At 61.0% G+C, this 23,796-nt stretch carries 21 protein-coding genes and 2 tRNA genes; 21 read left to right on the plus strand and 2 right to left on the minus strand.

What is annotated here, in order from left to right; all coding sequences use genetic code 11:
* Nucleotides 1-141 precede the first annotated feature (141 nt).
* The 16 genes from glp (at nucleotide 142) to AAA138_RS05520 (ending at nucleotide 15,948) form a co-directional block, all read left to right on the plus strand.
* Nucleotides 142-1,404 carry a gephyrin-like molybdotransferase Glp gene (gene glp, locus AAA138_RS05445; RefSeq protein ID WP_349089883.1) on the plus strand — a complete coding sequence of 421 codons (1,263 nt, stop codon included), beginning with the start codon at nucleotides 142-144 and terminating at the stop codon, nucleotides 1,402-1,404.
* 10 nt (nucleotides 1,405-1,414) lie between these two features.
* Nucleotides 1,415-1,894 carry a MogA/MoaB family molybdenum cofactor biosynthesis protein gene (locus AAA138_RS05450; protein ID WP_118080408.1) on the plus strand — a complete coding sequence of 160 codons (480 nt, stop codon included), beginning with the start codon at nucleotides 1,415-1,417 and terminating at the stop codon, nucleotides 1,892-1,894.
* 203 nt (nucleotides 1,895-2,097) lie between these two features.
* The gene (gene modA / locus AAA138_RS05455; protein WP_349089884.1) at nucleotides 2,098-2,973 is read left to right on the plus strand and encodes a molybdate ABC transporter substrate-binding protein; all 876 of its coding nucleotides are present in this window, start codon (nucleotides 2,098-2,100) and stop codon (nucleotides 2,971-2,973) included.
* Between the two features lie 67 nt (nucleotides 2,974-3,040).
* Nucleotides 3,041-4,483 carry a molybdate ABC transporter permease subunit gene (gene modB, locus AAA138_RS05460; protein ID WP_349089885.1) on the plus strand — a complete coding sequence of 481 codons (1,443 nt, stop codon included), beginning with the start codon at nucleotides 3,041-3,043 and terminating at the stop codon, nucleotides 4,481-4,483.
* Nucleotides 4,484-4,486: 3 nt separating this feature from the next.
* Nucleotides 4,487-5,557: an ATP-binding cassette domain-containing protein gene (locus AAA138_RS05465; protein ID WP_349089887.1), complete on the plus strand. Its 1,071-nt coding sequence runs from the start codon at nucleotides 4,487-4,489 to the stop codon at nucleotides 5,555-5,557.
* Nucleotides 5,558-5,986: 429 nt separating this feature from the next.
* Nucleotides 5,987-7,270 (plus strand): double-cubane-cluster-containing anaerobic reductase, encoded by a 1,284-nt coding sequence (locus tag AAA138_RS05470; protein WP_349089889.1) that lies wholly within the window; start codon nucleotides 5,987-5,989, stop codon nucleotides 7,268-7,270.
* Nucleotides 7,271-7,424: 154 nt separating this feature from the next.
* Nucleotides 7,425-8,588 carry a double-cubane-cluster-containing anaerobic reductase gene (locus tag AAA138_RS05475; RefSeq protein WP_349089890.1) on the plus strand — a complete coding sequence of 388 codons (1,164 nt, stop codon included), beginning with the start codon at nucleotides 7,425-7,427 and terminating at the stop codon, nucleotides 8,586-8,588.
* 155 nt (nucleotides 8,589-8,743) lie between these two features.
* Nucleotides 8,744-9,508, plus strand: a complete 765-nt coding sequence (locus tag AAA138_RS05480; RefSeq protein ID WP_349089891.1) for an acyl-CoA dehydratase activase — start codon at nucleotides 8,744-8,746, stop codon at nucleotides 9,506-9,508.
* 70 nt (nucleotides 9,509-9,578) lie between these two features.
* Nucleotides 9,579-10,628, plus strand: coding sequence for a selenide, water dikinase SelD (selD, locus tag AAA138_RS05485; protein ID WP_349089892.1), 1,050 nt, complete (start codon nucleotides 9,579-9,581; stop codon nucleotides 10,626-10,628).
* Nucleotides 10,629-10,689: 61 nt separating this feature from the next.
* Nucleotides 10,690-11,316 (plus strand): sulfurtransferase-like selenium metabolism protein YedF, encoded by a 627-nt coding sequence (gene yedF, locus AAA138_RS05490; RefSeq protein ID WP_349089893.1) that lies wholly within the window; start codon nucleotides 10,690-10,692, stop codon nucleotides 11,314-11,316.
* 19 nt (nucleotides 11,317-11,335) lie between these two features.
* The gene (locus AAA138_RS05495; RefSeq protein WP_349089895.1) at nucleotides 11,336-11,587 is read left to right on the plus strand and encodes a DUF3343 domain-containing protein; all 252 of its coding nucleotides are present in this window, start codon (nucleotides 11,336-11,338) and stop codon (nucleotides 11,585-11,587) included.
* The gene (locus AAA138_RS05500) at nucleotides 11,584-12,723 is read left to right on the plus strand and encodes an aminotransferase class V-fold PLP-dependent enzyme (RefSeq protein ID WP_349089897.1); all 1,140 of its coding nucleotides are present in this window, start codon (nucleotides 11,584-11,586) and stop codon (nucleotides 12,721-12,723) included. The genes AAA138_RS05495 and AAA138_RS05500 overlap by 4 nt, the downstream gene beginning before the upstream one ends.
* A 68-nt stretch (nucleotides 12,724-12,791) precedes the next feature.
* On the plus strand, nucleotides 12,792-14,150 hold the full coding sequence (brnQ, locus tag AAA138_RS05505; protein WP_349089898.1) for a branched-chain amino acid transport system II carrier protein: 1,359 nt from the start codon (nucleotides 12,792-12,794) through the stop codon (nucleotides 14,148-14,150).
* A 91-nt stretch (nucleotides 14,151-14,241) separates the two neighbouring features.
* Nucleotides 14,242-14,318, plus strand: a tRNA-Pro gene (locus AAA138_RS05510).
* A gap of 6 nt (nucleotides 14,319-14,324) precedes the next feature.
* Nucleotides 14,325-14,398, plus strand: a tRNA-Gly gene (locus AAA138_RS05515).
* A gap of 548 nt (nucleotides 14,399-14,946) precedes the next feature.
* The gene (locus tag AAA138_RS05520) at nucleotides 14,947-15,948 is read left to right on the plus strand and encodes a hypothetical protein (protein WP_349089899.1); all 1,002 of its coding nucleotides are present in this window, start codon (nucleotides 14,947-14,949) and stop codon (nucleotides 15,946-15,948) included.
* Between the two features lie 141 nt (nucleotides 15,949-16,089).
* Here AAA138_RS05520 and AAA138_RS05525 read toward each other — a convergent pair whose 3' ends face one another.
* Nucleotides 16,090-16,587, minus strand: a complete 498-nt coding sequence (locus AAA138_RS05525; protein ID WP_349089900.1) for a hypothetical protein — start codon at nucleotides 16,585-16,587, stop codon at nucleotides 16,090-16,092.
* A complete protein-coding gene (locus AAA138_RS05530) occupies nucleotides 16,580-16,903 on the minus strand; it encodes a type II toxin-antitoxin system RelB/DinJ family antitoxin (RefSeq protein WP_349089902.1) in 324 nt (107 codons plus the stop codon). Before AAA138_RS05530 ends, AAA138_RS05525 begins: the two co-directional genes overlap by 8 nt.
* A gap of 427 nt (nucleotides 16,904-17,330) precedes the next feature.
* Here AAA138_RS05530 and AAA138_RS05535 point away from each other — a divergent pair, with 427 nt between their 5' ends.
* The 5 genes from AAA138_RS05535 to AAA138_RS05555 all read left to right on the plus strand — a co-directional run bounded on the left by AAA138_RS05535 (nucleotide 17,331) and on the right by AAA138_RS05555 (nucleotide 23,794).
* The gene (locus tag AAA138_RS05535) at nucleotides 17,331-17,849 is read left to right on the plus strand and encodes a 4Fe-4S dicluster domain-containing protein (RefSeq protein ID WP_349089903.1); all 519 of its coding nucleotides are present in this window, start codon (nucleotides 17,331-17,333) and stop codon (nucleotides 17,847-17,849) included.
* 76 nt (nucleotides 17,850-17,925) lie between these two features.
* Nucleotides 17,926-20,148, plus strand: a complete 2,223-nt coding sequence (gene fdhF, locus AAA138_RS05540; protein WP_349089905.1) for a formate dehydrogenase subunit alpha — start codon at nucleotides 17,926-17,928, stop codon at nucleotides 20,146-20,148.
* 78 nt (nucleotides 20,149-20,226) lie between these two features.
* Nucleotides 20,227-20,844 (plus strand): 4Fe-4S dicluster domain-containing protein, encoded by a 618-nt coding sequence (locus AAA138_RS05545; protein ID WP_349089906.1) that lies wholly within the window; start codon nucleotides 20,227-20,229, stop codon nucleotides 20,842-20,844.
* Nucleotides 20,837-22,855 (plus strand): hydrogenase 4 subunit B, encoded by a 2,019-nt coding sequence (gene hyfB / locus AAA138_RS05550; protein ID WP_329737914.1) that lies wholly within the window; start codon nucleotides 20,837-20,839, stop codon nucleotides 22,853-22,855. Before AAA138_RS05545 ends, hyfB begins: the two co-directional genes overlap by 8 nt.
* 12 nt (nucleotides 22,856-22,867) lie before the next feature.
* The gene (locus tag AAA138_RS05555; protein ID WP_022095201.1) at nucleotides 22,868-23,794 is read left to right on the plus strand and encodes an NADH-quinone oxidoreductase subunit H; all 927 of its coding nucleotides are present in this window, start codon (nucleotides 22,868-22,870) and stop codon (nucleotides 23,792-23,794) included.
* Nucleotides 23,795-23,796: the final 2 nt, after the last annotated feature.

The raw sequence follows: 23,796 nt of genomic DNA on the forward strand, positions 1-23,796 counted from the left end.
TCCATTCTGTTTCGCGGCTTGCGGCCGACAGGTGTATTTGCGGGTACAGGCCAAATCGCGGTCGCGCGTCGGGGGATTATACTGAGACAAGCATAAAGAATCGGCGTCCCTGTTGTGCGCCGTGGCATTAAAGAGGTGCATATGGCAGAGAAACTCATTCCGCTGGAGGACGCGCAGTCGATCGTTCTGTCGCACGTTGCTCCGACCGATCTCGTCGAGATTCCCGTGTGGCAGGCCGCCGGTCTTCCCTTGGCCGAGGACGCGGTGGCCGATATCGACATCTCGCCGTTTGCCAACAGCGCTATGGACGGATATGCCGTGCGCTCGGCGGACTTGGCGCAGGCGTCTGGTGAGACGCCGGTGACGCTCGACGTTATCGGACACGAGGCAGCGGGCCATGTCTTTGAGGGCGTGGTCGGCACGGGCGAGACCGTCCGCATCATGACGGGCGCGCCGGTGCCCGAGGGTGCTGACGCCGTAGTGAAATACGAGATCGTCGACGTGCTTGACGGCGATGGCAACGAGGGCTCGCACGTTCGCTTCTCGGCGCCGGCCAAGGTAGGGGAGAACGTTCGCTCTGCCGCCGAGGAGGCCCATGCCGGCGATGCTGTGATGCGCGCCGGCGAGGTCGTGGCTCCGGCGGGCGCGGGTCTGCTGGCAAGCGCCGGATACGCGAGCGTGAAGGTGCACGCTGCCCCACGTGTGGGCATTATCTCGCTGGGCACGGAACTGGTCGCACCGAGTAAGGTGCCGGCGCGCGGTCAGATTCGCGATTCCAACTCGTCGGCGTTGATGGCCGAAGCACTCGATGCCGGCGCCGAGCCCGTGTTCTACGGCATTGCGCCCGACGATGAGCAGGCGATTGCCGAACTGGTGCATCGCGCCGTGCAGGAGTGCGATTTTGTCATTACGAGCGGCGGCGCCTCGGCGGGCGATTACGACTACGTGACGGCGCTCGTCCGGCGCGAGGGCGAGGTGCTGTTTGACCGCATTTCGATGCGTCCGGGCAAGGCCATCACGTTTGGCTTGCTCGGGGGTAAGCCCTACCTGGGGCTTTCAGGCAATCCGGCCGCGGCGTATGTGGGCTTTGAGATGCTCGCGCGCCCGGCGATTCGCAAGATGCGTGGTTTTGCCGAGGGGGCGCGCCCCGTGCAGCGAGCGGTTCTTACCCACGGTGTGAAAAAGCGCCAGGACCGACGCTTCTTCGATCGCGCCACGGTTTTGCGCGACCCCGAGACCGATGAGCTGCTGGTGACCGAGGCCAAGACGCAGAATTCGGCGCTGCTCGGCACGATGCAGCGTGCCAACTGTCTGCTGCGTATTGACGAAGGGCCGTGTGAGCTCAAGGCAGGCGACGTCGTGGATGTCGTGCGTGTCGACCTGCCCGAGGGAACGGTGTTGTAGGAGGAATGCTATGGAGCTGAAGATTTCGATTGTGACGTGCTCGGATACGCGCGATCTTGCCCAGGACGAGGCTGGAGCTGCACTCGAGGAACTTATCGAGGCGCAGGGCTGGACGGTCGCCTCACATGTGGTCGTGCGCGATGACGTCAGCGAGATTGGTGATGCCATTGTGGAAGCCGCCGATGAGTGCCACGCCAATGTCGTGCTCACCTGCGGCGGCACGGGGCTTTCGATGCGCGATGTGACGCCCGAGGCGACGCGTGCCGTCTGCGACCGCGATGTGCCGGGTATTGCAGAGGCAATTCGTGCGTACTCGATGACCAAGACGCGCCGCGCTATGCTCTCGCGTGCTATTTGCATGCAACGAGGTCATACACTTGTCGTAAACTTTCCCGGTTCCACGAAGGCCGCCCGCGAAAGCTGGGAGGCCATAGCGGACCAGCTGGAGCACGCGGCTCAGATGACAGCGGGCGGCGGACATACCAACTAAGCTATTTACCTGCGGTGGGGCGACCTTATCGGTCGCTCCGCTTTTGTTTTCCGCCGAATCGACGCCGAGGTGTACGGTAACTCGAAACTATATTCTCAGGCGAGAATAATTTCTCACTAACATTATTCGCGCAAAAGTATAATCTGATTGCAGATTAAAGCCCGCGGTGGGGTACCCGGGCACAAGGTCCGAAAGGGTTGAATATGTTCGATATGGTTTCTCGCCGCGGATTCGTCTCGCTTTCTGCTGTCGCCGCTGCCGGCCTTGGTCTTGCTGGCTGCTCGGGCAGCAAGACGTCCGAGCCGGCCGGATCCGATGCCGGCTCCGCCAAGTCTTCCTCTAAGAAGAAGGCTGTCGAGCTGCAGGTCTTTGCCGCCAACTCGCTCGAGAAGGCCCTGCCCGAGGTTCAGGAGCTCTACACCGAGCAGACCGGCACTACGTTTGCCGACACGCAGTTTAAGGCGTCTGGCGACCTTGTCGAGCAGATGCGCGCCGGTGCCGCCGTCGACGTGCTCATCACGGCCTCCAAGGGCACCATGGACGACGCCGAGGCCGCCGAGCTCGTCGATACCGATACCCGCGAGGACATGTTCGTCAACGACCTTGTGATCATTCGCGCCGAGGGCTCCGACACCAAGGTCGAGGCCATCGCCGACGTCGCGAATCTGGACGGCAAGATCGCCATTGGCGACGCCAAGACCGTTCCCGCCGGCAAGTACGCCAACCAGGCGCTGGCTTCTGTGGGCCTCTACACCGGCACCGAGGGCGACGACGGCGAGTACGCGCCTGAGATCGCCGACAAGGTAGCCCTGGCTGACAAAGTTGGTACCGCCGCCGCCTATGTGTCCACGGGCGACTGCGTGGCTGGCTTTGTCTATAGCTCCGACATCTTCCGCTACGACGGTGTCGAGGAGGCCTTCGTGTGCCCCGAGGATTCGCACAAGCCCATCGTGTATCCGGGTGCCGTTGCCGAGAGCTCCGAGCATGCCGACGAGGCCAAGGCGTTTATCGACTTTTGCCTGTCGAACAAGAAGGCCCAGAAGATTTGGGCCAAGTACGGCTTTGAGCTTTCCGAGTAGTGCGGCTTGGCGCGATAATTCCATCGTTTTTGTTTCACTCCGTCCCTGTATTCGCTTGGAGCTTTTCGTGCTTAATAGATTCCGCATGCTTGTCGCCTGTGCTTTGACCTTTGCGCTTTGCTGGGCGCCGGGATTTGCGTTTGCTGGGGACGCTGAGGACGGGGCCCAGGTTGCTGCGACCGCTCATGGGCTTTCCTATGGGATTGAGGGTTTTGAGCGGTTGGCCAAGGGGACCGCTCGTGCCATGGAGGGCCAGCCTGAGGGCTACCGGTTTCCCGTTGACGAGGACGTGGACCTTGTAGTGGCGCCTGCTGCCGATCGCGTTATGGTGTGGATATCGCCCAAGGCGGTTGAGAAGTATGGATTGGATCCGCAGGATAACGAGTGCGTATCGGGTCTCAAGGCCCTCGTCTGTGAGCTCGACAGCGCAAACTGCATGGGAGGTTCGCAGCTAGGGGACGTGGATCTTCCTTGGTATGTGACGGCGGAAACAACGTTTGATGCCGGCGGGTATACCTATGGCTTTGACGAGCGCGGTGCGGATGGGGACCGCTATGTAGTGATTGCATCAGCCTCGGGTGATGCCAAGGGCGGCGCGCGTTGGCTTGATAGCGCTCAAATGGTAGAAGCATCGTCCGTCGTGTTGCGGGATGAGCAGGGGCCCTTGACCTCTCTGGCCTCCTTTTTGGGCGACATCGACTATCGCCCGCTTTGGGTGTCCATTAAAACGAGCGGCCTTGCCCTGCTGATCTCCTTTGCGCTGGGCCTGTTCGCCGCGTGGAAGACTATGGGTACCTCGAGCCGCATCAAGGGCCTGCTCGATTCGGTCTTTACGATTCCTATGGTGCTGCCGCCCACGGTCTGCGGCTTTCTGCTCCTCATGCTGTTTGGCTGCTCGACCGGGGTGGGCCAGTGGCTCATTGCGCACGGCATCTCGATTGTCTTTACGTGGCCCGCGGCGGTGATCTCTGCCGTGGTGGTGTCGTTCCCGCTCGTCTATCGTACGGCACTCGGAGCCTTCGAGAGCCTCGACACGCAGATGCTCGATGCGGCGCGCACGCTGGGCTGGTCCGAGCGTCGCATCTTTACCAAGCTTATGATGCCGCTTGGCTGGCCCTCGATTGCCGCCGGCACGGTGCTCGCCTTTGCCCGCGCGATGGGCGAGTTTGGCTGCACCCTGTTTTTTGCGGGCAACTACGCCGGCATTACCCAGACCATCCCCATCGCCATTTACTTTGAGTGGATGGGCGGCAACACCTCGGTGGCCCTCTTTTGGGTCGCCGTCGTGATCGTGTTTAGTTTCCTGGTCATCCTGTTCATCAACATGTACACGGCGCATTCGCAAAAGTATCGCGAACGGGGCCTTTCCCGTGCGGAGCGCAAGCAGGCCAAAGAGTTTGCCGGACAGGGCGATTCGCTCGATCCGGCGGGCGGCGATGCCTTGCGTATCGATCGCGAGGCGCTGGCCGAGCTCATGCGCGATGATGCTGCGCCGCAGGGAGGTCTATAGGTCATGTCACTCGTTCTGGATATCAAAAAGCGTTATCCCGGGTTTATGCTCGACATGCAGCTTGAGGCCGGCGAGGAGCGCGTGGCGCTGCTGGGCGCCTCGGGTTGCGGCAAGAGCTGTACGCTGCGCTGCATCGCCGGCGTGGAGACGCCCGACGAGGGCAAGATCGTCGTCAACGGTGTGATCTTCTTTGACTCGGCGGCGGGCATCAACCTGTCGCCCCAGGAGCGCAAATGCGCCCTGCTGTTCCAAAACTATCAGCTGTTTCCCAACATGACGGTGGCCGATAACGTATGTGCCGGTGTAAAGGACGCGGGCGATGCCGCGACGCGTAAAAGGCTCGCCGAGCGCTATCTGGGCATTTTCGGTCTGGCCGATTTTGTCGACCGCTTTCCCGTGCGACTCTCGGGCGGGCAGCAGCAACGCGTGGCGCTTGCCCGTATGGTGGCGGCGCATCCGGGCATCTTTATGTTCGACGAGCCCATGAGCGCACTCGATTCCTATCTTAAGAGCGCCCTCGAACAGAACATGCTCGACCTGTTCGATGTATGCAACCGCACCGTGCTCTACGTGAGCCACGACATCGACGAAGCGTGCCGCCTGTGCCAGCGCATCTGCGTGATGCACGACGGGCATGTGGAGGAGATTGGCTCCGTCGAGGACGTGGTCCGCCGTCCGCAGACCCTGGCGGCACTGCGCCTGACGGGCTGCAAGAACACAAGCCGGGCGCGCAAGATCGGCGACGAAGAAGTTGAGGCCCTCGACTGGGGCATGACCTTTAACGTGGGTCGCGAGGTTCCCGATAATGTGGCGTACCTGGGCATTCGCGCAAGCTACTTCCATGTTGACAATCGCGCGGAGCGGGGCCGTAACAGCTACGATTTGCACGTGGCCCGTGTGAGCGATTCGCGCTTTGAGCGGCTGGTGCTGCTGGACGTGCCGCGCGTCGCTGCGCCCACGCGTCTGCAGTGGAAGGTCAACAAGGTGGGCGTGCCTGTCGACGAGTTGCCGCAGGCGGGGGAGACCTTGCGCATGCATTTTGATGCGAGCAGGATCCATTTGGTTTGTCGATAGCGCTGGTTAATGCCGTCGGGGATATAAGCCTCGGCGACTTTGTCTTGCCGTTCGCCGAATGATGGATGACAAACTCTTATCAATCAAAATAATTATTTATTAAACGACGGCACACGACGCTGTCGTACGAATGTCAACGGTGTTCGCATAGTCGATGACCGTTGATATAGTTGACCTCAACTGGTAAAGGAGGGTGCGCACATGCCGCAGACGACATACATTCGCCGCGTTGCCGCGCGCGCCCTGTATATGACTCGGAGTCGCATATGAGCAGGTATGTTCACGGCTCCGGGAGAGACGACGCACAACTAAATAATCAGCTGCAAAGCAGGTTCCCCAAAATTCCGGGTTTAGGCGCGGCTGGGTTTTCGCCACCCACCGTGCAGCAATACCGTAGCTATTCATTTTTGGTTCGAGAGGGGAACCGTCATGGCTGAAGAATTTGATTTCCATCCGATGTGGGAGAGCCTCGGCATGAATCTTGCCGACCACGACATGCTGCTGGGCGCCGTGGGTCAGATGTACGGCGACATGTTCCTGACGCAGAACAATCGCCCCAAGTCCACGTCCTACCTGGATTTTGTCGCCACCAACATCCATAGCGGCCGTATTAAGGAGATGCTCGACAAGAAGGAGGCCGGCGAGGCCACCAAGATCGTCGGTTCGTTCTGTGTGTACGTGCCCGAGGAGATCGTGCTTGCCTGCGACGGCATCCCCGTGGGCCTGTGCTCGGGTGCCGATTGGGCAACCGATAAGGTCGAGGAGCACCTGCCGCGCAACACCTGCCCGCTTATCAAGAGCTTTGCCGGCTTTAAGCTGGGCGAGGTCTGCCCCTATATCGAGTCGAGCGACCTGGTGGTAGGCGAGAACACCTGCGATGGCAAGAAGAAAGCTTACGAGTTCTTTGCCACGCAAAAGAACATGTACGTCATGGATATTCCCAACGTACACGACGAGTCGACGCTCGTGACCTGGAAGGCCGAGGTCAAGAAGCTCGCCGCCAAGATCGAGGAAGAGTGTGACGTCAAGATTACGCCTGAGCGTCTGAAGACCGCCATCCGCGCCGTCAATGAGAAGCGTCGCGCCCTGCAGCGCCTCGCTGCCACGCGCACTGCCGACCCGGCGCCTATCAGCGGTCTCGATAGCCTGCTGACCGTGCAGGCAGCCTTTATGGACGACACGCCGCGTCTGACCGGAGCCATTAACGATATGGCGGCTGAGTGCGAGCAGCGTGTTGAGACCGGCGAGGGCGTGGCGCCCAAGGGGACCAAGCGCATCCTGTACACCGGCACGCCCATGGCCGTGCCCAACTGGAAGCTGTTCAACCTCATCGAGAAGGCCGGCGGCGTTGTGGTAGGCGAGGAGTCCTGCACGGGCTCGCGCTACTACAAGGACCTGGTCGACGAGTCCGGCGAGACGGTCGACGAGATGCTCGACGCCATCGCCGAGCGCTACTTTAAGATCAACTGTGCTGTCTTTACGCCCAACGACCAGCGTATGAAGGACATTGTCCAGATGGCCAAGGACCTGCATGCCGACGGTATCGTCGACGTGGCCTTGCAGTTCTGCACGCTTTACGAGATGGAGTCGTTTGCCGTGGAGAAGGCCGCCGAGGAGGCCGGCATTCCGTTTATGCACATCACGACCGACTACGCCGGCGAGGATGCCGGTCAGCTCCAGACCCGCATCGAGGCTTTCTTGGAAACCATTTAGGGTTATCCATCCCGGCGGCTTCCCCAGGTACCCGATCTTGCCGTTCAAACCGTCGCTTGCGTACCAAAGTGCGCGGCGCCCCTCTTTCACGGCAACCTCGGGCACCTGGGAAAGCCGTCTCCTTGGTTGGTTAAAAGGTTTGTTAAGGAGTTATATGTCGGAAAATATTGAGCAGCCGTTGCCGCGCACGTTTGAGGAGTTCAACGAGCAACGCAAGGCGGCGTTTATTCGTGTCAAGGATTACAAACAGGCCGGCAATCGCCTGGTCGGCTTTTTGTGCAGCTATACGCCACTCGAGATTATCGATGCCGCGGGCGCTGCAAGCGTGGCCCTGTGCGGCACATCCGACGAGGTGATTCCCGAGGCCGAGAAGGTGCTGCCGGCAAACCTGTGCCCGCTCATCAAGTCGACGTACGGTTTTGCCTATTCGCAAAAGTGCCCGTTTACGTACTTTAGCGACATGATCATCGGTGAGACCACCTGCGACGGCAAAAAGAAGATGTACGAGCTGCTCAACGAGCTCAAGCGCACGCACATTCTGCATCTTCCGCAGGGTCGCAATCGCGCCTACGAGCGTGAAGGTTGGTACGAGGAGTGCCGTCTGCTCAAGGAAGAGCTCGAGAACTTCTACGGCATCACGATTACCGACGATGACCTGCGCGCTGCCGTCCGCCGTCGCAACCGCTTGCGTGCGGCCCAGCTCGAGATGTTTGCGCTGCAGGCCAATCAGCCGGCGGCCATGAGCGGCGTCGACCTGATGAGCACCATGTTCGCCGGTACGTTTAGCTTTGATATCGAGGCCTATACGCAGCAGCTGGAGCAAAAGGTCGCCAAGCTGCGCGAGGCCTACGACGCGGGCGAGCGCCCGGTTGCGGCGGATGCCAAGCGCATTCTGATCACCGGCTGCCCGGTGGGCGGCGTGATCAACAAAATCGGCCGCACCATCGAGTCCAACGGCGGCGTGGTCGTGTGCATGGACGACTGCTCGGGCGAGCGCACGGCGGCCATGATGATCGACCCGGAGGCTCCCGATATTCTGCGCGCTATCGCCGATCGCTACCTGGACATTAACTGCTCGGTCATGACGCCCAACGACGGTCGTATGGAAAATACGCTGGCCATGTGCGAGAAGTATCACGTCGATGGCGTAGTGGAGAGCGTGCTCCAGGCGTGCCACACCTTTAACGTGGAGAGTGCGCGCATGCAGGAGGCCGTCGAGGGCGCGGGTATTCCGTACATGAAGATCGAGACCGACTACAGCAACGGCGACATAGGCCAGATCGAGACCCGCATCGCCGCCTTCATCGAAACCCTCTAGGTTTCTCAGGCACCGGATTTTGCCCCTCAAACCGTCGCTTGCGTACCCAAAGTACGCTGCGCTCCTCTTTCGGGGCAATCTCCGGCACCTGAGAAACCTAGAGCTAAGGCGCCTGAACGCGCCGTTACCTTTGATGTTTAGATTGGGAGAGAGCCATGATAGGGATCGGGATCGATATCGGGTCTACGGCGGCTAAGGCTGCTGTGGTCGACGGGGAGGGTTCGGTGGCGTGGACGTGCGTGCAGCCAACCGGGTTCTCCTCGGTCGATGCTTCCGAGCGGCTGCGCGAGGCGCTGGCAGCGGCGGGTTATGACGTGACGGGTGACGATGTTCGCGTGGTCGCGACCGGCTACGGTCGTGTTGCCGTGCCCTATGCGCACAAGGTCGTGACCGAGATCACCTGCCACGGCACCGGTGCCGTGCGCCTGTTTGGCGACCACGGCACCGTGATTGACGTGGGCGGGCAGGACACCAAGGTCATTCAGCTTAAAAGTGGCCGCGTGGCCAAGTTTGCCATGAACGACAAGTGCGCCGCCGGCACGGGGCGCTTTCTGGAGATCATGGCCGACCGCCTGGGCATTACCCAGCAGCAGATGGCCGACCTTGCGCGTTCCGGCGAGCCCACCAAGATCAGCAGCATGTGCACGGTCTTTGCCGAAAGCGAGGTCATCAGCCTGATCGGTCGCGGTGAGCCGCGCGAGAACATTGCGCGTGGCGTGATCGACAGCGTGGTTTCGCGCGTGGCGACCATGGCCGGGCAGGCCGCGAGCGTCCCGTACTATCTGACCGGCGGCCTGTGCGAAAACGCCTATGTCGTTGAACGGTTGGGCGAGCTACTGGGGTCGCCGGTGACCACCTCGCCCCAGGCTCGCTTTGCCGGTGCCATCGGTGCGGCGATTCGCGCACAGGCGCTCAATTAATGCATCCGCCGTAGGCTCGCATTCATGCGTATACTGGGAGAAAATGATTGCCCGATGAGAGGAGGTATCGATGGCTGACGATCAGATTAAGCTCACGTCTATGACGGCCGCGAGCGGTTGAGCCGCTAAGCTGGCTCCCGGAGCCCTCGCCCAGGTCCTGGGCGACTTGCCCAATGTGCATAACGACAACCTACTCGTGGGGTTCGATACCTCTGACGATGCGAGCGTCTTCCGCGTGGGGGAGAACCTGGGCCTCGTGCAGTCCATCGACTTCTTTCCACCGATGGTCGATGACCCGTTCCTGTTTGGCCAGATCGCCGCGGCCAACTCGCTGTCGGACATCTACGCCATGGGTGGACGACCAAGCCATGCCATGAACCTGCTCTGCATACCCAGTTGCCTGGGCGTTGAGGTTGCCGGCCAGATTCTGGCGGGTGGCGCCGACAAGTGCGTCGAGGCCGGCTGCTCCATCGCGGGCGGCCACACCATCAACGACGACGAGCCCAAGTACGGCCTGTCCGTGAGCGGTTTTGTGCCACTCGACCGCATGCTCGCCAATAGCGGCGCGCGCGTGGGCGATGCGTTGCTGCTGACCAAGGCGGTTGGCTCGGGCATCATCACCACGGCCATTAAGGGCGAACTCATCGAGCAGGACGACGCCAGCCCGATGTTCGACTCGATGCGCACCCTCAACGAGGCCCCGATTCGTCTGGCCGAGGGACTTGAGCTTCACGGCTGCACCGATGTCACGGGCTTTGGCCTGATCGGGCATGCGTGCGAGATGGCCGAAGGCTCGGGCGTGCAGATCGAGCTTGCGTCGGGAACGGTACCGCTCTTTGACCAGGTGCTCGACATGGCGCGTCTTGGCATTATCCCCGCCGGCGCCTACCGCAACCAGGACTTCTTTGGCCCACGCGTGGCTGCCGACGAGGGCCTGGAGCCTGGCATGCTGGATGCGCTATACGATCCGCAGACGTCTGGTGGTTTGCTCATCGCGGCGCCTGCTGCCGATACGGATGAGCTTGCGCGTCGCCTGCATGCCGAGGGGCGCATCGCGGCCGTTGTCGGGCGCGTGTGCGAGGCGGAGCCGGGCGGTCCTGCCGTCCGCGTTGTTCGCTAGCCCGCACGTTTATGTAACTGTTTGCCGTTCTCTAGAACGGTTCTTTCGAAAGGAATTTGCTATGTCTACCAAGATTGAAGTCAATGCCATGGGCGATGCCTGCCCGCTGCCCGTCGTCAAGACGCTCAAAGCCCTGAAACAGCTCGATGGCGAGGGCGCCGTCGTGACCTCGGTCGACAACGAGACCGCCGTCAAGAACATCTCCAAGATGGCGCAGGAGAAGGGCTGCACGGCCTCGGTCGAGAAGGTTTCTGACGCCGAGTGGCACGTGACCGTGGCGACCTCTAGCGCCGTTGCCGTTGCCGATCCCGAGCAGGATGGCGCTGCCTTCTGCGATACCAGCGCCGGCAAGGGCAAACTCGTCATTTCCGTCTACACCGATTGCATGGGCCGTGGCGACGACGAGCTGGGCCACAAGCTCATGAAGGCTTTCATCTTTGCCGTGACGCAGCAGGAGGAGCTGCCCGCGACTATGCTGTTCTACAACGGCGGCGCCAAGCTCACCGTCGAGGGCTCTCCGGTGCTCGACGACCTTAAGGGACTGGCCGAGCAGGGCGTCGAGATTCTTACCTGTGGCACCTGCCTCGACCACTATGGCATTAAGGACCAGCTTGCCGTGGGCGAGGTCACCAACATGTACGTGATCGTGGAGAAGATGGAGCAGGCCGTGCGCGTCGTGCGCCCGTAGCGTATTGGTTGGAGTTGCCATGAGGGAGAAGCGCCCGGCGCTTGTCATCACGTTTCCTACCACGGCGGCCGCCATGGGGTGCGAGTCCCTGTGCATCGAGCGCGGCCTTCCCGGGCGAACGATTCCCGTTCCCGGGGAGGTCGCTGCCGGCTGCGGTCTGGCGTGGAAAGCGTTGCCTGTCGATGGGGAGCTGCTGCGCGGCGAACTCGCCGCGGCAGGCGTCCCCACCGAGGGCTTCACCGTGATTGATATGTGGGAGGTCGTGCGATGATCTACCTGGATAACGCGGCGACGACCATGCACAAGCCGAAGACGGTCATCGATGCCGTGGTGCAGGCGATGTGCTCGCTCGGCAATGCCGGACGCGGTGCAACGTCGGGTGCGCTCGACGCGGCCCGCACCGTTCACGGCTGCCGTGCCAAGCTTGCGCGCCTTTTTGGTTGCCCGAGGGCGGACCATGTGTGTTTTACGCCCAACTCCACGGCGGCGCTCAACACCGCCATCAACGGGGTGGTGCGCCCCGGCGACCGCGTGGTCTCGACGGTGCTTGAGCACAACTCGGTGCTACGTCCGCTCAACCGCCTGGCGGCAGAGCAGGGTGTGACGGTTGAGCATGCGGGTTGCGATGCGAGCGGCGTGCTCGACTACGACGAGCTCGAGCAGCTGGTCACGCCGGGCACGCGTGCTGTGGTGGTGACGCACGCCTCCAATGTGACCGGCAACGCTGTCGACATTGCACGCGTAGCTGCCATGGCCCATGCGGCCGGTGCGCTCGTGATCGTCGATGCCTCGCAGTCTGCCGGCACGGCGCATATCGATATGCAGGCCATGGGGCTCGACGTCGTGTGCTTTACCGGCCACAAGGGGCTGATGGGCCCGCAGGGCACCGGCGGTCTGGCCGTGGCGGAGGGTGTCGACGTGGCGCCCTGGGCCATGGGCGGCACGGGCGTGCACAGCTTCGATGCACTGCAGCCGCTTGAGTGGCCCACGCGCCTGGAGGCGGGCACGCTCAACGGTCACGGCATCGCGGGACTTTCCGCGGGTCTCGACTTTATCGAGGCCCAGGGTGGAGTCGAGGCGATTGCGGCACACGAGCGAGCACTGGCGGATCGCTTCCTTGCCGGTGTGCGCGAGATTCCGGGGATTAAGCTCTATGGTGCCTTTGACCAGCCGACGCGCTCTGCGATCGTGTCGCTCAACGTGGGCGATATCGATTCGGCCGAGATCTCGGATGCACTCATGCAAGGGTGGGGGATTGCGACGCGCCCCGGCGCCCATTGCGCTCCGCTCATGCACCGTGCGCTGGGGACCGAGCGTCAGGGTGTCGTTCGCTTCTCGTTTGGGTATTTCAACACGGACGAGGAAGTCGACACCGCGATCGACGCTTTGCGCGATTTAGCCTGCTAGAGCGTATATACTTGCGGGATGGGTGTTTTTGCCCGTCCCGTTTTTGTTTCGACCCGAAAGGTGTGTCTATGGCCTCATCCGCGCCGCGCGGTCTGCGCTCCGACCATGTCGTCACCGTCGGCATCGCCCTATTCTCGATGCTCTTTGGCGCCGGCAACCTCATTATTCCGCCACTGCTGGCGCTGCAGGCAGGTTCTGCCACGCCGGTCGCCATGCTCGGCTTTCTCATCGCCGCCATCGGCCTGCCCGTCATGGGCTTTATCGCCGTGGCGCTTGCCGGAACGGCGCGCGAGCTTGCCGGCCGCGTGCATCCCAAGTTTGGCGAATTCTTCGTTGCGGCGGTCTATCTGGCCATCGGCCCGTGCCTGGCCATTCCTCGCACAAGCTCTACGGCGTTCGAAATGCTGGTGCCGCTGCTGCCCGAGGGTGTTTCGCTCGGCACGGCACGTCTGGTGTTTGCCATCGGGTTCTTCGTCGTCGCGTTTGTGCTCACGCTGCGCCCGGGTGTTATCACACGCGTGCTCGGCCGCATTACGGGCCCCGCGCTCATTGCGCTCATCGTGCTGGTCGTGGGTGCCGCCGTGGTGTCGCCGCTGGGTCCCGCTGCCGCGCCACAGGCCCCCTACAATGCCGGCGCCGCCGTGCAGGGCTTTTTGACTGGCTATCAGACCATGGACCTGCTCGCGTCGCTCGCCTTTGGCATCATCATCGCTGAGACCATCCATGAGCTGGGCGTTACCGACGATAAGCGCGTGGCCTTTGAGATCTCGCGCTCCGGTGTGATCGCCGGCGTGCTCATGGCCATCATCTACTGTGGCCTGGCGCTTGCCGGCATGCAGCTCGGCACGGTTATGCCCGATGCCACCAATGGCGCCGCCATCCTTGCCCGCTCTGCCTCCATGCACTTTGGCCTTGTCGGCACGGTCGTGGTCTTTGCGATCTTTTTCCTCGCCTGCATGAACGTGTGCATCGGTCTTATTAGCTGCTGCTCGCGGTACTTCTGCGAGACGTATGTGGTTGAAGGGGGAGCGGAGGCTTCCGAGGAGGCCATGCGCCGCCCCTTTGCGATGCTTGCCTTTGTGTTCGCGGCGTTTTCGTGCGTGCTCTCCAACGTGGGCCTCGACGTGATCCTTATGTTCTCGGTGCCTATGCTCAATGCCCTGTATCCCGTTGCCATTGTGCTGGTGCTTATGGGCCTGATGCACGGCTTTTGCGACGCGCATCCGCAGGTTTGGGTTTGGGTCGGCGGCGTGGTCGCGGTGCAGAGCGTGATCACCTCGGTCCGCGACGCGTTCTTTACTGGTGCGTGGCTGCCGTTCGATGCGTTGCCGCTGGCAGATATCGGTGCTGCGTGGGCACCAGTCGCCGTGGTGGCGTTTGTGATCGGTCTGCTTCATAGCCGGTTTGTCGCACATTCGAGGAGCTAGGGTATCGTCGCTTGCACAGGCGGGAAGTCTCCCCTATAATTTCCTACGCTTTGGGACACGCAAGGTTTAGACCTTAGCTGCTCAACACCTTCGGGACGTGGCGCAGTTTGGTAGCGCGCCTGCTTTGGGAGCAGGATGTCGCAGGTTCAAATCCTGTCGTCCCGACCATATCTTGCGGGCGTAGTTCAATGGTAGAACCCCAGCCTTCCAAGCTGATGACGCGGGTTCGATTCCCGTCGCCCGCTCCACAAGATAGCTTAACGGCTCTGATTCCCTTTGGGATCAGAGCCGTTTTCGTAAACGTGCCGGGCGACGGGAATCGAACCCGGCAGGGTGCGAAGCTGAGAAAATGCGTGAGCATTTTCCAGCGCAGCACGCAAGGGCCAATGGCCCGCAGCGAAACAAGGGTTTGCGAAGCAAACCCTTGGACTTCCCGTCGCCCGCTCCATAAGATAGACGAATGGCTCTGGTTCCTTTTGGGACCAGAGCCATTTTCGTAAGTGTACGGGGTGACGGGAATCGATGCCGCCTCGCATCCCACCTAAGTTGCGGTGAAATATGGACTGTTTTCCGGCTTTTATGGCCCATGTAGTCCGTATTTCACCGCAACTATTTGTAAGGTTGGATTTTGATGCCGTTGGGAGGGTCGTAGCGACCGTCTACCGAGAATGGAAATATTTTTTGAAGCTCTGACCTGCGACGTCAAGCTTTTGGTCAGCTTTTGGCAAGGCCTGCGGACGGAAGCATGCGATAGCGTAATGGTATTTTCTCCGCCGTGATGGTTATGGGGTTGGCCATGCTCGATAAAGGCAAACATTTTCCGCAGTCATATGCAAGGATGCTATTCTCGGCCCTTGGAATTCATCAAGATGGACAGCTGCTTATAACAATTGATCCTTGGGAAGAACGCCGTGCGCGCGAGCTTATGCAGGAAGAGCTTATGCTTCGTCTTTACAACCACGTGTATGCGGATCCGGTCTATTGGAATAATCTTGGGGTTGAAGATCGCATCTTTCAGCTGGCATCCGCTATTGCGGTCGTTGAACCTGATGCTGTGTTTTGCGGATCGACGGCAGCGCTGCTCTACGGCATCGGCTCGGCGTACACGCTTCTGGATAAAGTGCAAGTGCTGCTGCCGCGGTCTACAAGGCGTGATACGTATGAGTTCGTTGAATATAAGCGCTGGCGGGCGGGCGAAGTGTGGCGGCTCGGTCTGTTTACGCTGACGGATCCGTATCGAACGGTTGTTGATATCGCCCGAACGAGCGCCTTTCGCTATGCGCTGGGCTATGTCGATGGCTTGGCCCGCGAGTACGATGTCGAACGTGAAGAGCTGCGAGTATATGCGCAGGCAAATTGCCGAGGGTTGCATGGCATCGCGCGTGCTTTTGACGTTTTTGAGCATATGGACGGCAGGTCAGACAATGGCGGCGAGTCCGAGGCGAGAGCAGCAATGATTCTTGCTGGGGTTGCCGCGCCTGAGCTTCAAGTTGAGATAACGCGACCGGGAAACGCTGGTTATTATCTAGCAGATTATGGCTGGCAGATGCCAGACGGCTCATGGACGCTGGCAGAGCTGCATGGGCTGGGTAAGTTTGAAGACGAAGCTCAAAATGATCCGGAGCAAGCGGCGGCAAAAACCTATCGAGCGGCCCTCATGCGCGATGCGAACCTTCGCGCCATGGGCCACAACGTCATTCATTTCAAACTCTCGGACACCTACGAAGTAGAATCGTTCGGTGCCATGATGCGCGGTTACGGTATTCCGACAACAAAACCCTACGCCGACTCCCGATAGAGAAATCGTTCGCAGCCAACCTTCAATAAGTTGCGGTGAAATACGGACTATCGAGGCCTTTAAAGGCATGAAACAGTCCGTATTTCACCGCAACTTAGGAGGGGATGGGGCTGAGGGGCGGGCGATGCCGTTGCCTGTCGGTTAGTGGCGGGGTTGGTGGCGGAGCTTGTCGATGGTGGCGTCGGTGCTGTGACTGCGGGCGTCGGTGCTTCGGCTGCGGGCTTCGGCGGTGCGGTCGCGGGCGTCGGCAACTGTTTGGCGCTGGCGGCGGTAATCGATCATGCCTTGGATGATGGGCTTGCCAAAGCTCACGACATCATCGTTGTATATGGCGGTTCGGGCTGCGAGGAGGCAGTCGGTAAAGTCCATATGGGTCTTGCCAAAGAGTTTGACGGCAAGGGCGACAACGGTGGGCTCGTCGACCATGACGTCATCGAGCAGCCTTTTCATGGCCGCAGCAATCTCAACGCGGGGAACCTTATAGACGTCGCGCAGCGTGACCACGACGCGCGTGATGATTTCGGGGTAGACACGAGCGGTGCGCGTGGCGATGACCTTGGCGGCGCGCGGTGACAGAACTTCGTCGTCGTCAAGCAAGTAACGTAGTATGACGGTCTCGTCGATGATGGTGCTACTCATGGATATCTACTTCCTCGGGACCCAAAATCGAATCGTCGCTTTCTGTAGCAAGGTACTCAATCCAGGCATTGCGCTCCTCGGAGCGGCGATTGGGGTCCCCATATGCTTTGAGCAATCCATAGGCGGCTGTGCCGTCCTTTGAGCGCACGGCGACCGGTTGAAAGGGAAGCTTGCGCATCAAAATGCTCTGCGCGACAAATAGACGGACGGCCTCGGCGAGCGATGTGCCCATGGCGTCGTAGAGATGTTCGGCATGCTGCTTGTCTTCCTCGCGAATGCGCACCTGCAGGATGGCTCGTTTTTGAGTCGATGACATCACTGGCCCCCTTAATGAGCGTGCAGTATAGTCGGTCAAATGCGGCATGTGCCGATACTTGAGCATCTTATAACGATTACTCTATTTCGCTCAAGTAAATAACCATTAACTTGAATACAAGCGTAGTACATCTAAAATGAGAGCGCGTAAAAATCTCTGAGGCGTACGCATGTAATACACTCACCTTTATAGCTTCTAGAGAATAATTCCAACCTGCCAAAACCCCTGCAATACACCCGTATTGCAGGGCCTATGCTCAAGTTTGCCCCCTGCAACTGCGTATATTTAACCTGTATATCGTTGGAGGAATTCTATCGAAGTGCCTGTTTCGCCGCATGCACTCGATACGCCGATGCCGGACCACGGGCGGTCCGGAGCAACGTCGGCAGGGTCTCTCCGGCATGGGATTCAGGAGGGAGTGAACAACATGGGCAATAAACGAGTCGTGGCTGATTCTTCACGCTGCATTGGGTGCCAAACCTGTATGGCGGCGTGCATCGAGGCACACGATATTCACGGCAACATCGCCGCACCTCGCTTGCGCGTAACGCGCACCTACGAGATTTCCGCGCCGGTGGCATGTCACCACTGCGAGGACGCTCCGTGCGCCAAGGCCTGCCCCACGGGCGCCTTGTTCTTTGATCCAAAGAACCATCGCATCGGCGTCAACGAGGACAACTGCATCGGCTGCAAGAGCTGCGTCATGGCATGCCCCTTTGGCGCCGTGAGCGTGGCGACCACGCAGGTCCCCGTCTTGATGGGCGACGTGCGCGTGGGTTCGCAGACTAAGAGCTTCGTGCTCAAGTGCGACCTGTGCGTGGACCGTCCCGGCGGTCCGGCGTGTGCCGAGGCGTGCCCGACCAAGGGCCTCACCCTGGTAGACGAGGAGCGCCTGGCAGAACTGACTGCCGAGCGTGCCCGCGCCACCATCGAAAACGAGGCGTAGACGGGCGGCCATACAAGCCCAACGATTGTCATATACGTACCGATTACTCGGTAGCAGAGAAAGGAAGGAGGGTGTCATGGAGAAGCATAAAGTGATCTGCCCGTACTGCGGCGCCGGTTGCCAGTTTAACCTCCTGGTCCAAAACGGCCAGGTCGTGGGTACCGAACCGCTCAACGGCATCACCAATCAGGGCGAGCTGTGCCTTAAGGGCATGAGCGGCTACGACTTCATCAACGACACCAAGATCTTGACTCCTCGCGTACTGCACCCGATGATCCGCCGCACTAAGGGCGCGGATCTTGAGCGCGTAAGCTGGGACGAGGCGCTGGATTTCACCGCATCTAAGATGCAGGCTATAATTGACGAATATGGTCCTAACGCTGTCATGACCACCGGCTCTTCGCGAGGCGGCGGCAATGAGGCGAACTACGTCATGCAGAAGTTTACGCGTGCGTGCATCGGCACCCACAGCGTAGACAACTGCGCCCGTACTTGACACGGCCCTACTGTCCTCGGTCTGATGGACACGGTTGGTTCAGGTTGCATGTCATGCTCCATCCCCGGTATGGAGGATGCGGGCTGCATTTTCCTCTTCGGCTATAACCCTGCCGATTCGCACCCCATCGTCGCAAGGCGTATCGTGCGAGCCAAAGAAAAGGGTTGCAAGATCATCGTCGCCGACCCGCGCCATATCGAAACCGCGCGTATCGCCGATCTCTACCTTCCGATCAAGAACGGTTGCAACGTCGCGTTCCTCAACGCCTTTGCCAACTGCTTGGTCAACGATGGCCTCTACGACAAGGAATTCGTCGCCGAGCACACGAACGGCTTTGACGAGTGGTGGGAGACCATCAAGAACTACACTCCCGAATCCGTACAGGACATCACGGGTGTCGAGCCCGCGTTGATCCACCAAGCTGCCGAGATGTACGCCACGGCGAAGCCTTCCGCCATCATTGGCTGGGGCATGGGCGTATGCCAGCAGAAGCAGAACCTGAAGACGGTGCACACCATCGCCTCCATCGCCTGCGTTGCCGGCCAGATCGGCAAACCCAACTCCGGCCTCGCGCCCGTGCGTGGCCAGAACAACGTCCAGGGCTCCTGCGATATGGGCATGCTGCCCAACCTGTACCCTGGCTATCAAAAGGTCACCGACCCGGCCGCGCGCGCCAAGTTCGCCAAGGCCTGGGGCGTGCCCGAGGAGAAGCTGCCTCTCGAGGAGGGCTACAAGCTCACCGACCTGGGTCACCTGGTCGACGAGGGCAAGGTGCACTGCTTCTACAACTACGGCGAGGACCCGGTGCAGACCGAGCCCGATTCGGCCGGTATGCGTAAGACGCTCTCCGAGCTGGATCTGTTCATTTGCCAGGACATCTTTATGACGCAGACGACCATGCTCGCCGACGTCATCCTGCCTGCCACCTCTTGGGGCGAGCACGAGGGTGTCTTTACCGCATCCGACCGTAGCTTCCAGCACTTTGACGCGGCTGTTCCGCCCAAGGGCGAGTGCCGTCACGACTGGGAGATCTTTGCCGACCTGTCCACGCGCATGGGCTACCCCATGCACTACGACAACACAGAGCAGATCTGGAACGAGTGCATTAGCCTGTGCCCCAACTTTGTGGGCGCAACCTACGAGAAGATGGCTCCCGAGGGCGGCTACGCACAGTGGCCCGTCAAGAGCACCGATGTGAACGACCATGGCACCCCCGACATGTTCGCGGGCGGCAAGTTCACTACCAAGGACGGTCGTGCCAACCTGATGGCGCACGACTGGGAGGCGCCCTCCGAGCTTCCCGACGATGAGTACCCGCTCATCCTTTGCACCGTCCGCGAGGTCGGCCACTACAGCTGCCGTTCGATGACCGGCAACTGCAAGACGTTGGCGCTGCTCGCCGACGAGCCCGGCTTTGTCCGCATGAATCCCGCGGACGCCCAGGCGCGCGGCATCAAGAACGGCGACATCGTCTCGATCCACAGCCGCCGCGGCCAGGTATACAGCCGCGCCGACGTGAGCGACCGTATCAACAAGGGCACGGTCTATATGACCTACCAGTGGTGGATCGGCAAGTGCAACGAGCTGACCATTCACAAGGTCGACCCGGTCTCGCATACGCCCGAGGACAAGTTCTCCGCCTGCCAGGTCGACGCCATTGCCGACCAGGTCTGGGCAGAGGGCGAGGTCGAGCGTCAGTACACCGAGCTCAAGCAGGCTCTGGTGGACGCCGCCGCTCCCCAGGACGTTGAGCCCGGCGCCGCCAAGTTCGACGACGAGACGCACATGAATCAAATCGTGTAGTCCCGTTCTCGTTGGCTTTTTGGGCCGGGCGTCCCGTACGTTCGGGAGCCCGGCCCGTTATTTTGAAAGGAAGTGGGGATGAACCGCTTCATCGACATCAACCCGGAGAGGTGCATCGGCTGCGGAACATGCCAGTCCGCCTGTGCCGACGCCCACCGGATGCAGGGTCTTCAGGATACGCCGCGCCTGGCGCTCGTGAAGACCGGCGGTATTTCGGCCGCCCTTGCCTGCCACCATTGCGAGGGTGCCCCCTGCGCCGAGGTTTGCCCGGTGAATGCCATCGAGCACGATGGCGATCGCATCCACGTCAAGGAGCAGGAGTGCATCGGGTGCAGGCTGTGCGCCATCGCGTGCCCCTTCGGAGCCATCCATCCCGATGGCACGTCTATCGCCGGTGTCGCAGGCATGTGCGACCCGACGCCTTCGTATCCTAAGTCCCTGAGCAGCCTGCTTACGTGGGCTCCTGGTCAGTACAACTGCGCTGTCAAGTGCGACCTGTGCGCCTTCGATCCGGACGGCCCGCATTGTGTGGCGGCGTGCCCCACCAAGGCGCTGACCGTCATGGGCGGCGCGGCCGATCGCGAGCTCGACGAGGCCAAGCGCCTGCGCTCGATCGAAAACGGTCCGTCCGTCGACGTTACCGCTGTGGCCCAGGGTCTGTCCGAGAAAGCAGAAGGGAGCGTAAACAATGGATAGCATGACGCTGTTTATCGCATCGCTTGCCGTCTCGTGCATCGGTGCGCTCGCCTCGGTTCTGCTGATTAAGGCCGATAACGCCGCCAAGACCGCCGGCTGCCTGATCGGCGCCGTCGCCGCGGTGCTTTCGTTTGTGGCTGGTATCCAGGCCGTGCTGGGCGATGTCACGTCGGTCGACACCATCGTGTTCTTCCCGTTTGCCCATTTCCAGCTGCTGCTCAATCAGCTGTCCGGTCTGTTCGTGGCGCTCATCTCGGTGCTCGCGTTTTCCGGTTCGATCTACGGTCTCAACTACTTTGATGAGTACCCGGGCAAAAAGGGCCGCGCCGGCTTCTTCTTTAACACCTTCGTGGCGTCCATGATGCTCGTCATCACCGCCGACAACGTGTTTTGGTTCTTGGTCGCCTTTGAGCTCATGTCGCTGACCTCGTACTTCCTGGTCGTGATCGAGGAGAACGAGAACTCCATCCACGGCGGTTGGCTCTACTTTGTGATCGCGCATGTGGGCTTTGTGCTCATCATGGCGAGCTTCCTCACCATGACCAACTTCGCCGGTGGCTCGTTTGCCTTTGCGGATTTCCGCGCCACGCAGTTTAGCCCCGCGGTCGCATCCGTGTGCTTCGTGCTCGCCTTCTTTGGCTTTGGCGCCAAGGCCGGTATCATCCCGCTGCACGGCTGGCTGCCCAAGGCACATCCCGAGGCGCCGTCCAACGTGTCTGCCCTCATGTCCGGCGGCATGATCAAGATCGGTATCTTCGGCATCCTCAAGGTTGGTCTCGACCTGCTCTCCGCCTCGGGCGTTCAGGTCTGGTGGGGCCTTATGGTCATGGTCTTCGGTGCGATCTCGTCGGTCCTCGGCGTGGCCTTCGCCCTGCAGGAGCATGACATCAAGCGCCTGCTGGCCTATCACTCTGTCGAGAACATCGGCATCATTCTGCTCGGCGTCGGCGCTTCCATGGCCGCCATGGCGCTCAACTCTGTCGGCATCGCCGTCCTGGCTCTGATGGCCGCCCTCTACCACACGTTTAACCACGCGATGTTTAAGGGCGAGCTGTTCTTGGGCGCCGGTGCGCTGCTGTACTCCACGGGTACGCGCAATATGGAGAAGATGGGCGGCCTGTTCCGTCGTATGCCGGCAACGGCCATCTGCTTCCTTATTGGCGCGCTTGCCATCTCGGCCATCCCGCCCTTCAACGGATTTGTGTCCGAGTGGTTTACCTACCAGTCGCTGTTTAACGCTGCCATGCAGGGCGACAAGGCCGTCATGATCGTGGCCGTGTTCGCTGCCGTCGCGCTCGCAATTACCGGCGCACTGGCCGTCACGTGCTTCGTCAAGGCCTATGGCGTCTCCTTTGCCTCCGCGCCCCGCTCCGAGGCCGCGGCCAATGCCAAGGAGGTTCCTGCCCCCATGGTGTTTGCACAGGGCCTGCTCGCGGCCGTCTGCGTCGTGCTGGGCATTGGCGCTCCCGTGATCGCGCCCGTGCTGGTCGATGTCGCCGCGTCCGTGCTGCATCCGTACGGTGGCGTGTTTGCCGCCGAGGGCATGGAGCTCATGAACCAGTACTCCGGCGCTGCCACCTCCACGCCCGCGATCGCCATTGCGCTCGTGGCGCTCGTCGGCCTTGCCTGCGGTTATCGCAAGCTCAAGACCGTCGGCAAGGTGCAGAAGTCCCAGCCGTGGGCATGCGGTTATGCTCCCAACGAGCATATGCCCGTCGTGGCCACGACCTTTGCCTCCGAGGTGTCCTGGTTTATGCAGCCGCTCTACACGCTGCGCGACCGCTGCACGGCCGTCTGCTGGTCCATCGCGCACTTCTTCCAGAAGCTCACTGGTGTGGCCGAGGCTGTGGAGCCCGTACCCGACAAGGTTCTCGTCGATGCCCCGCATAAGGGTGTCGAGAAGCTCGCCGACCTCGCGACTAAGCTCGAAGGCGGCAACTACAGCATCTATATCTGCTACATCGTCGCGGCACTCGTGGTGTTCCTCGTGCTCGCCGTGCAAATGGGTTAAGGAGGGGAGAGCATGAACAACATCGTACTTGCCGTTCTGCAGGGCGTGGTCGTTATGGCCGTCGCGCCGTTCTTCTCCGGTCTCGGCCGCGTGATCCGCGCCAAGATGCACAACCGTCGCGGCCCCAGCATCATGCAGGACTATCGCGACCTGGCCAAGCTCTTTGCGCGCCCCGAGTCCCAGAGCGAGGACGCGAGCTTTGCGCTGCGCATTATGCCACCGCTGTTCTTCGCCGTCGCCTTTATGCTCGCGATGGGTCTGCCGCTCTTTACGGCACAAAGCCCCATCCCGGTCTTTGGTGACGCCATCACCATCATGTACAGCCTGGCGCTCGCCCGCTTCTTCTTCGCCCTCTGCGGTGTGGATTCATCCAACGCCTACGCCGGTATCGGCGGCGTCCGTGAGCTGCTCATGAGCGTGCTCATCGAGCCGTCCATGCTGCTGGCGCTGTTTGCCGCCGCCCTGGTGTGCGGTTCCACCGACATCGCCACCATGGGTCAGCACATCATGACGGGCGCCATCGATGCGCCGGTCGCCGTGATCCTCGCCGGCATCGCCTTTGCGATCGCCTGCTACATGGAACTCGGCAAGCTGCCGTTTGACCAGGCCGAGGCCGAGCAAGAGCTCCAGGAAGGTCCGCTCGCCGAGCTTTCCGGCCCGTCGCTTGCGATGGCCAAGCTCGCCATGTCCATGAAGCAGGTTCTGGTCGTCGCTTGGTTCTGCGCAATCTTCGTCCCCTGGGGCGAGCCCGCGACCGTGGGCGCCGCCGCTGTTCTGGGTGCAGTCATCTTCCTGGTGAAGTGCCTGATCGACTTTGTCGTCTGCGGCGTGATCGAGAACTCCTGCTCGCGTTCGCGCTTTAAGGTGCTCGGCAATCAGACCTGGGCCGTCGTGGGCATCGCCGTTCTGGCGTTTGTCTTCGTGGTCGTCGGCGTGTAGGA

Origin of the sequence: Collinsella sp. CLA-JM-H32B, from assembly GCF_040098065.1 — a bacterium.
GTDB lineage: Bacteria > Actinomycetota > Coriobacteriia > Coriobacteriales > Coriobacteriaceae > Collinsella.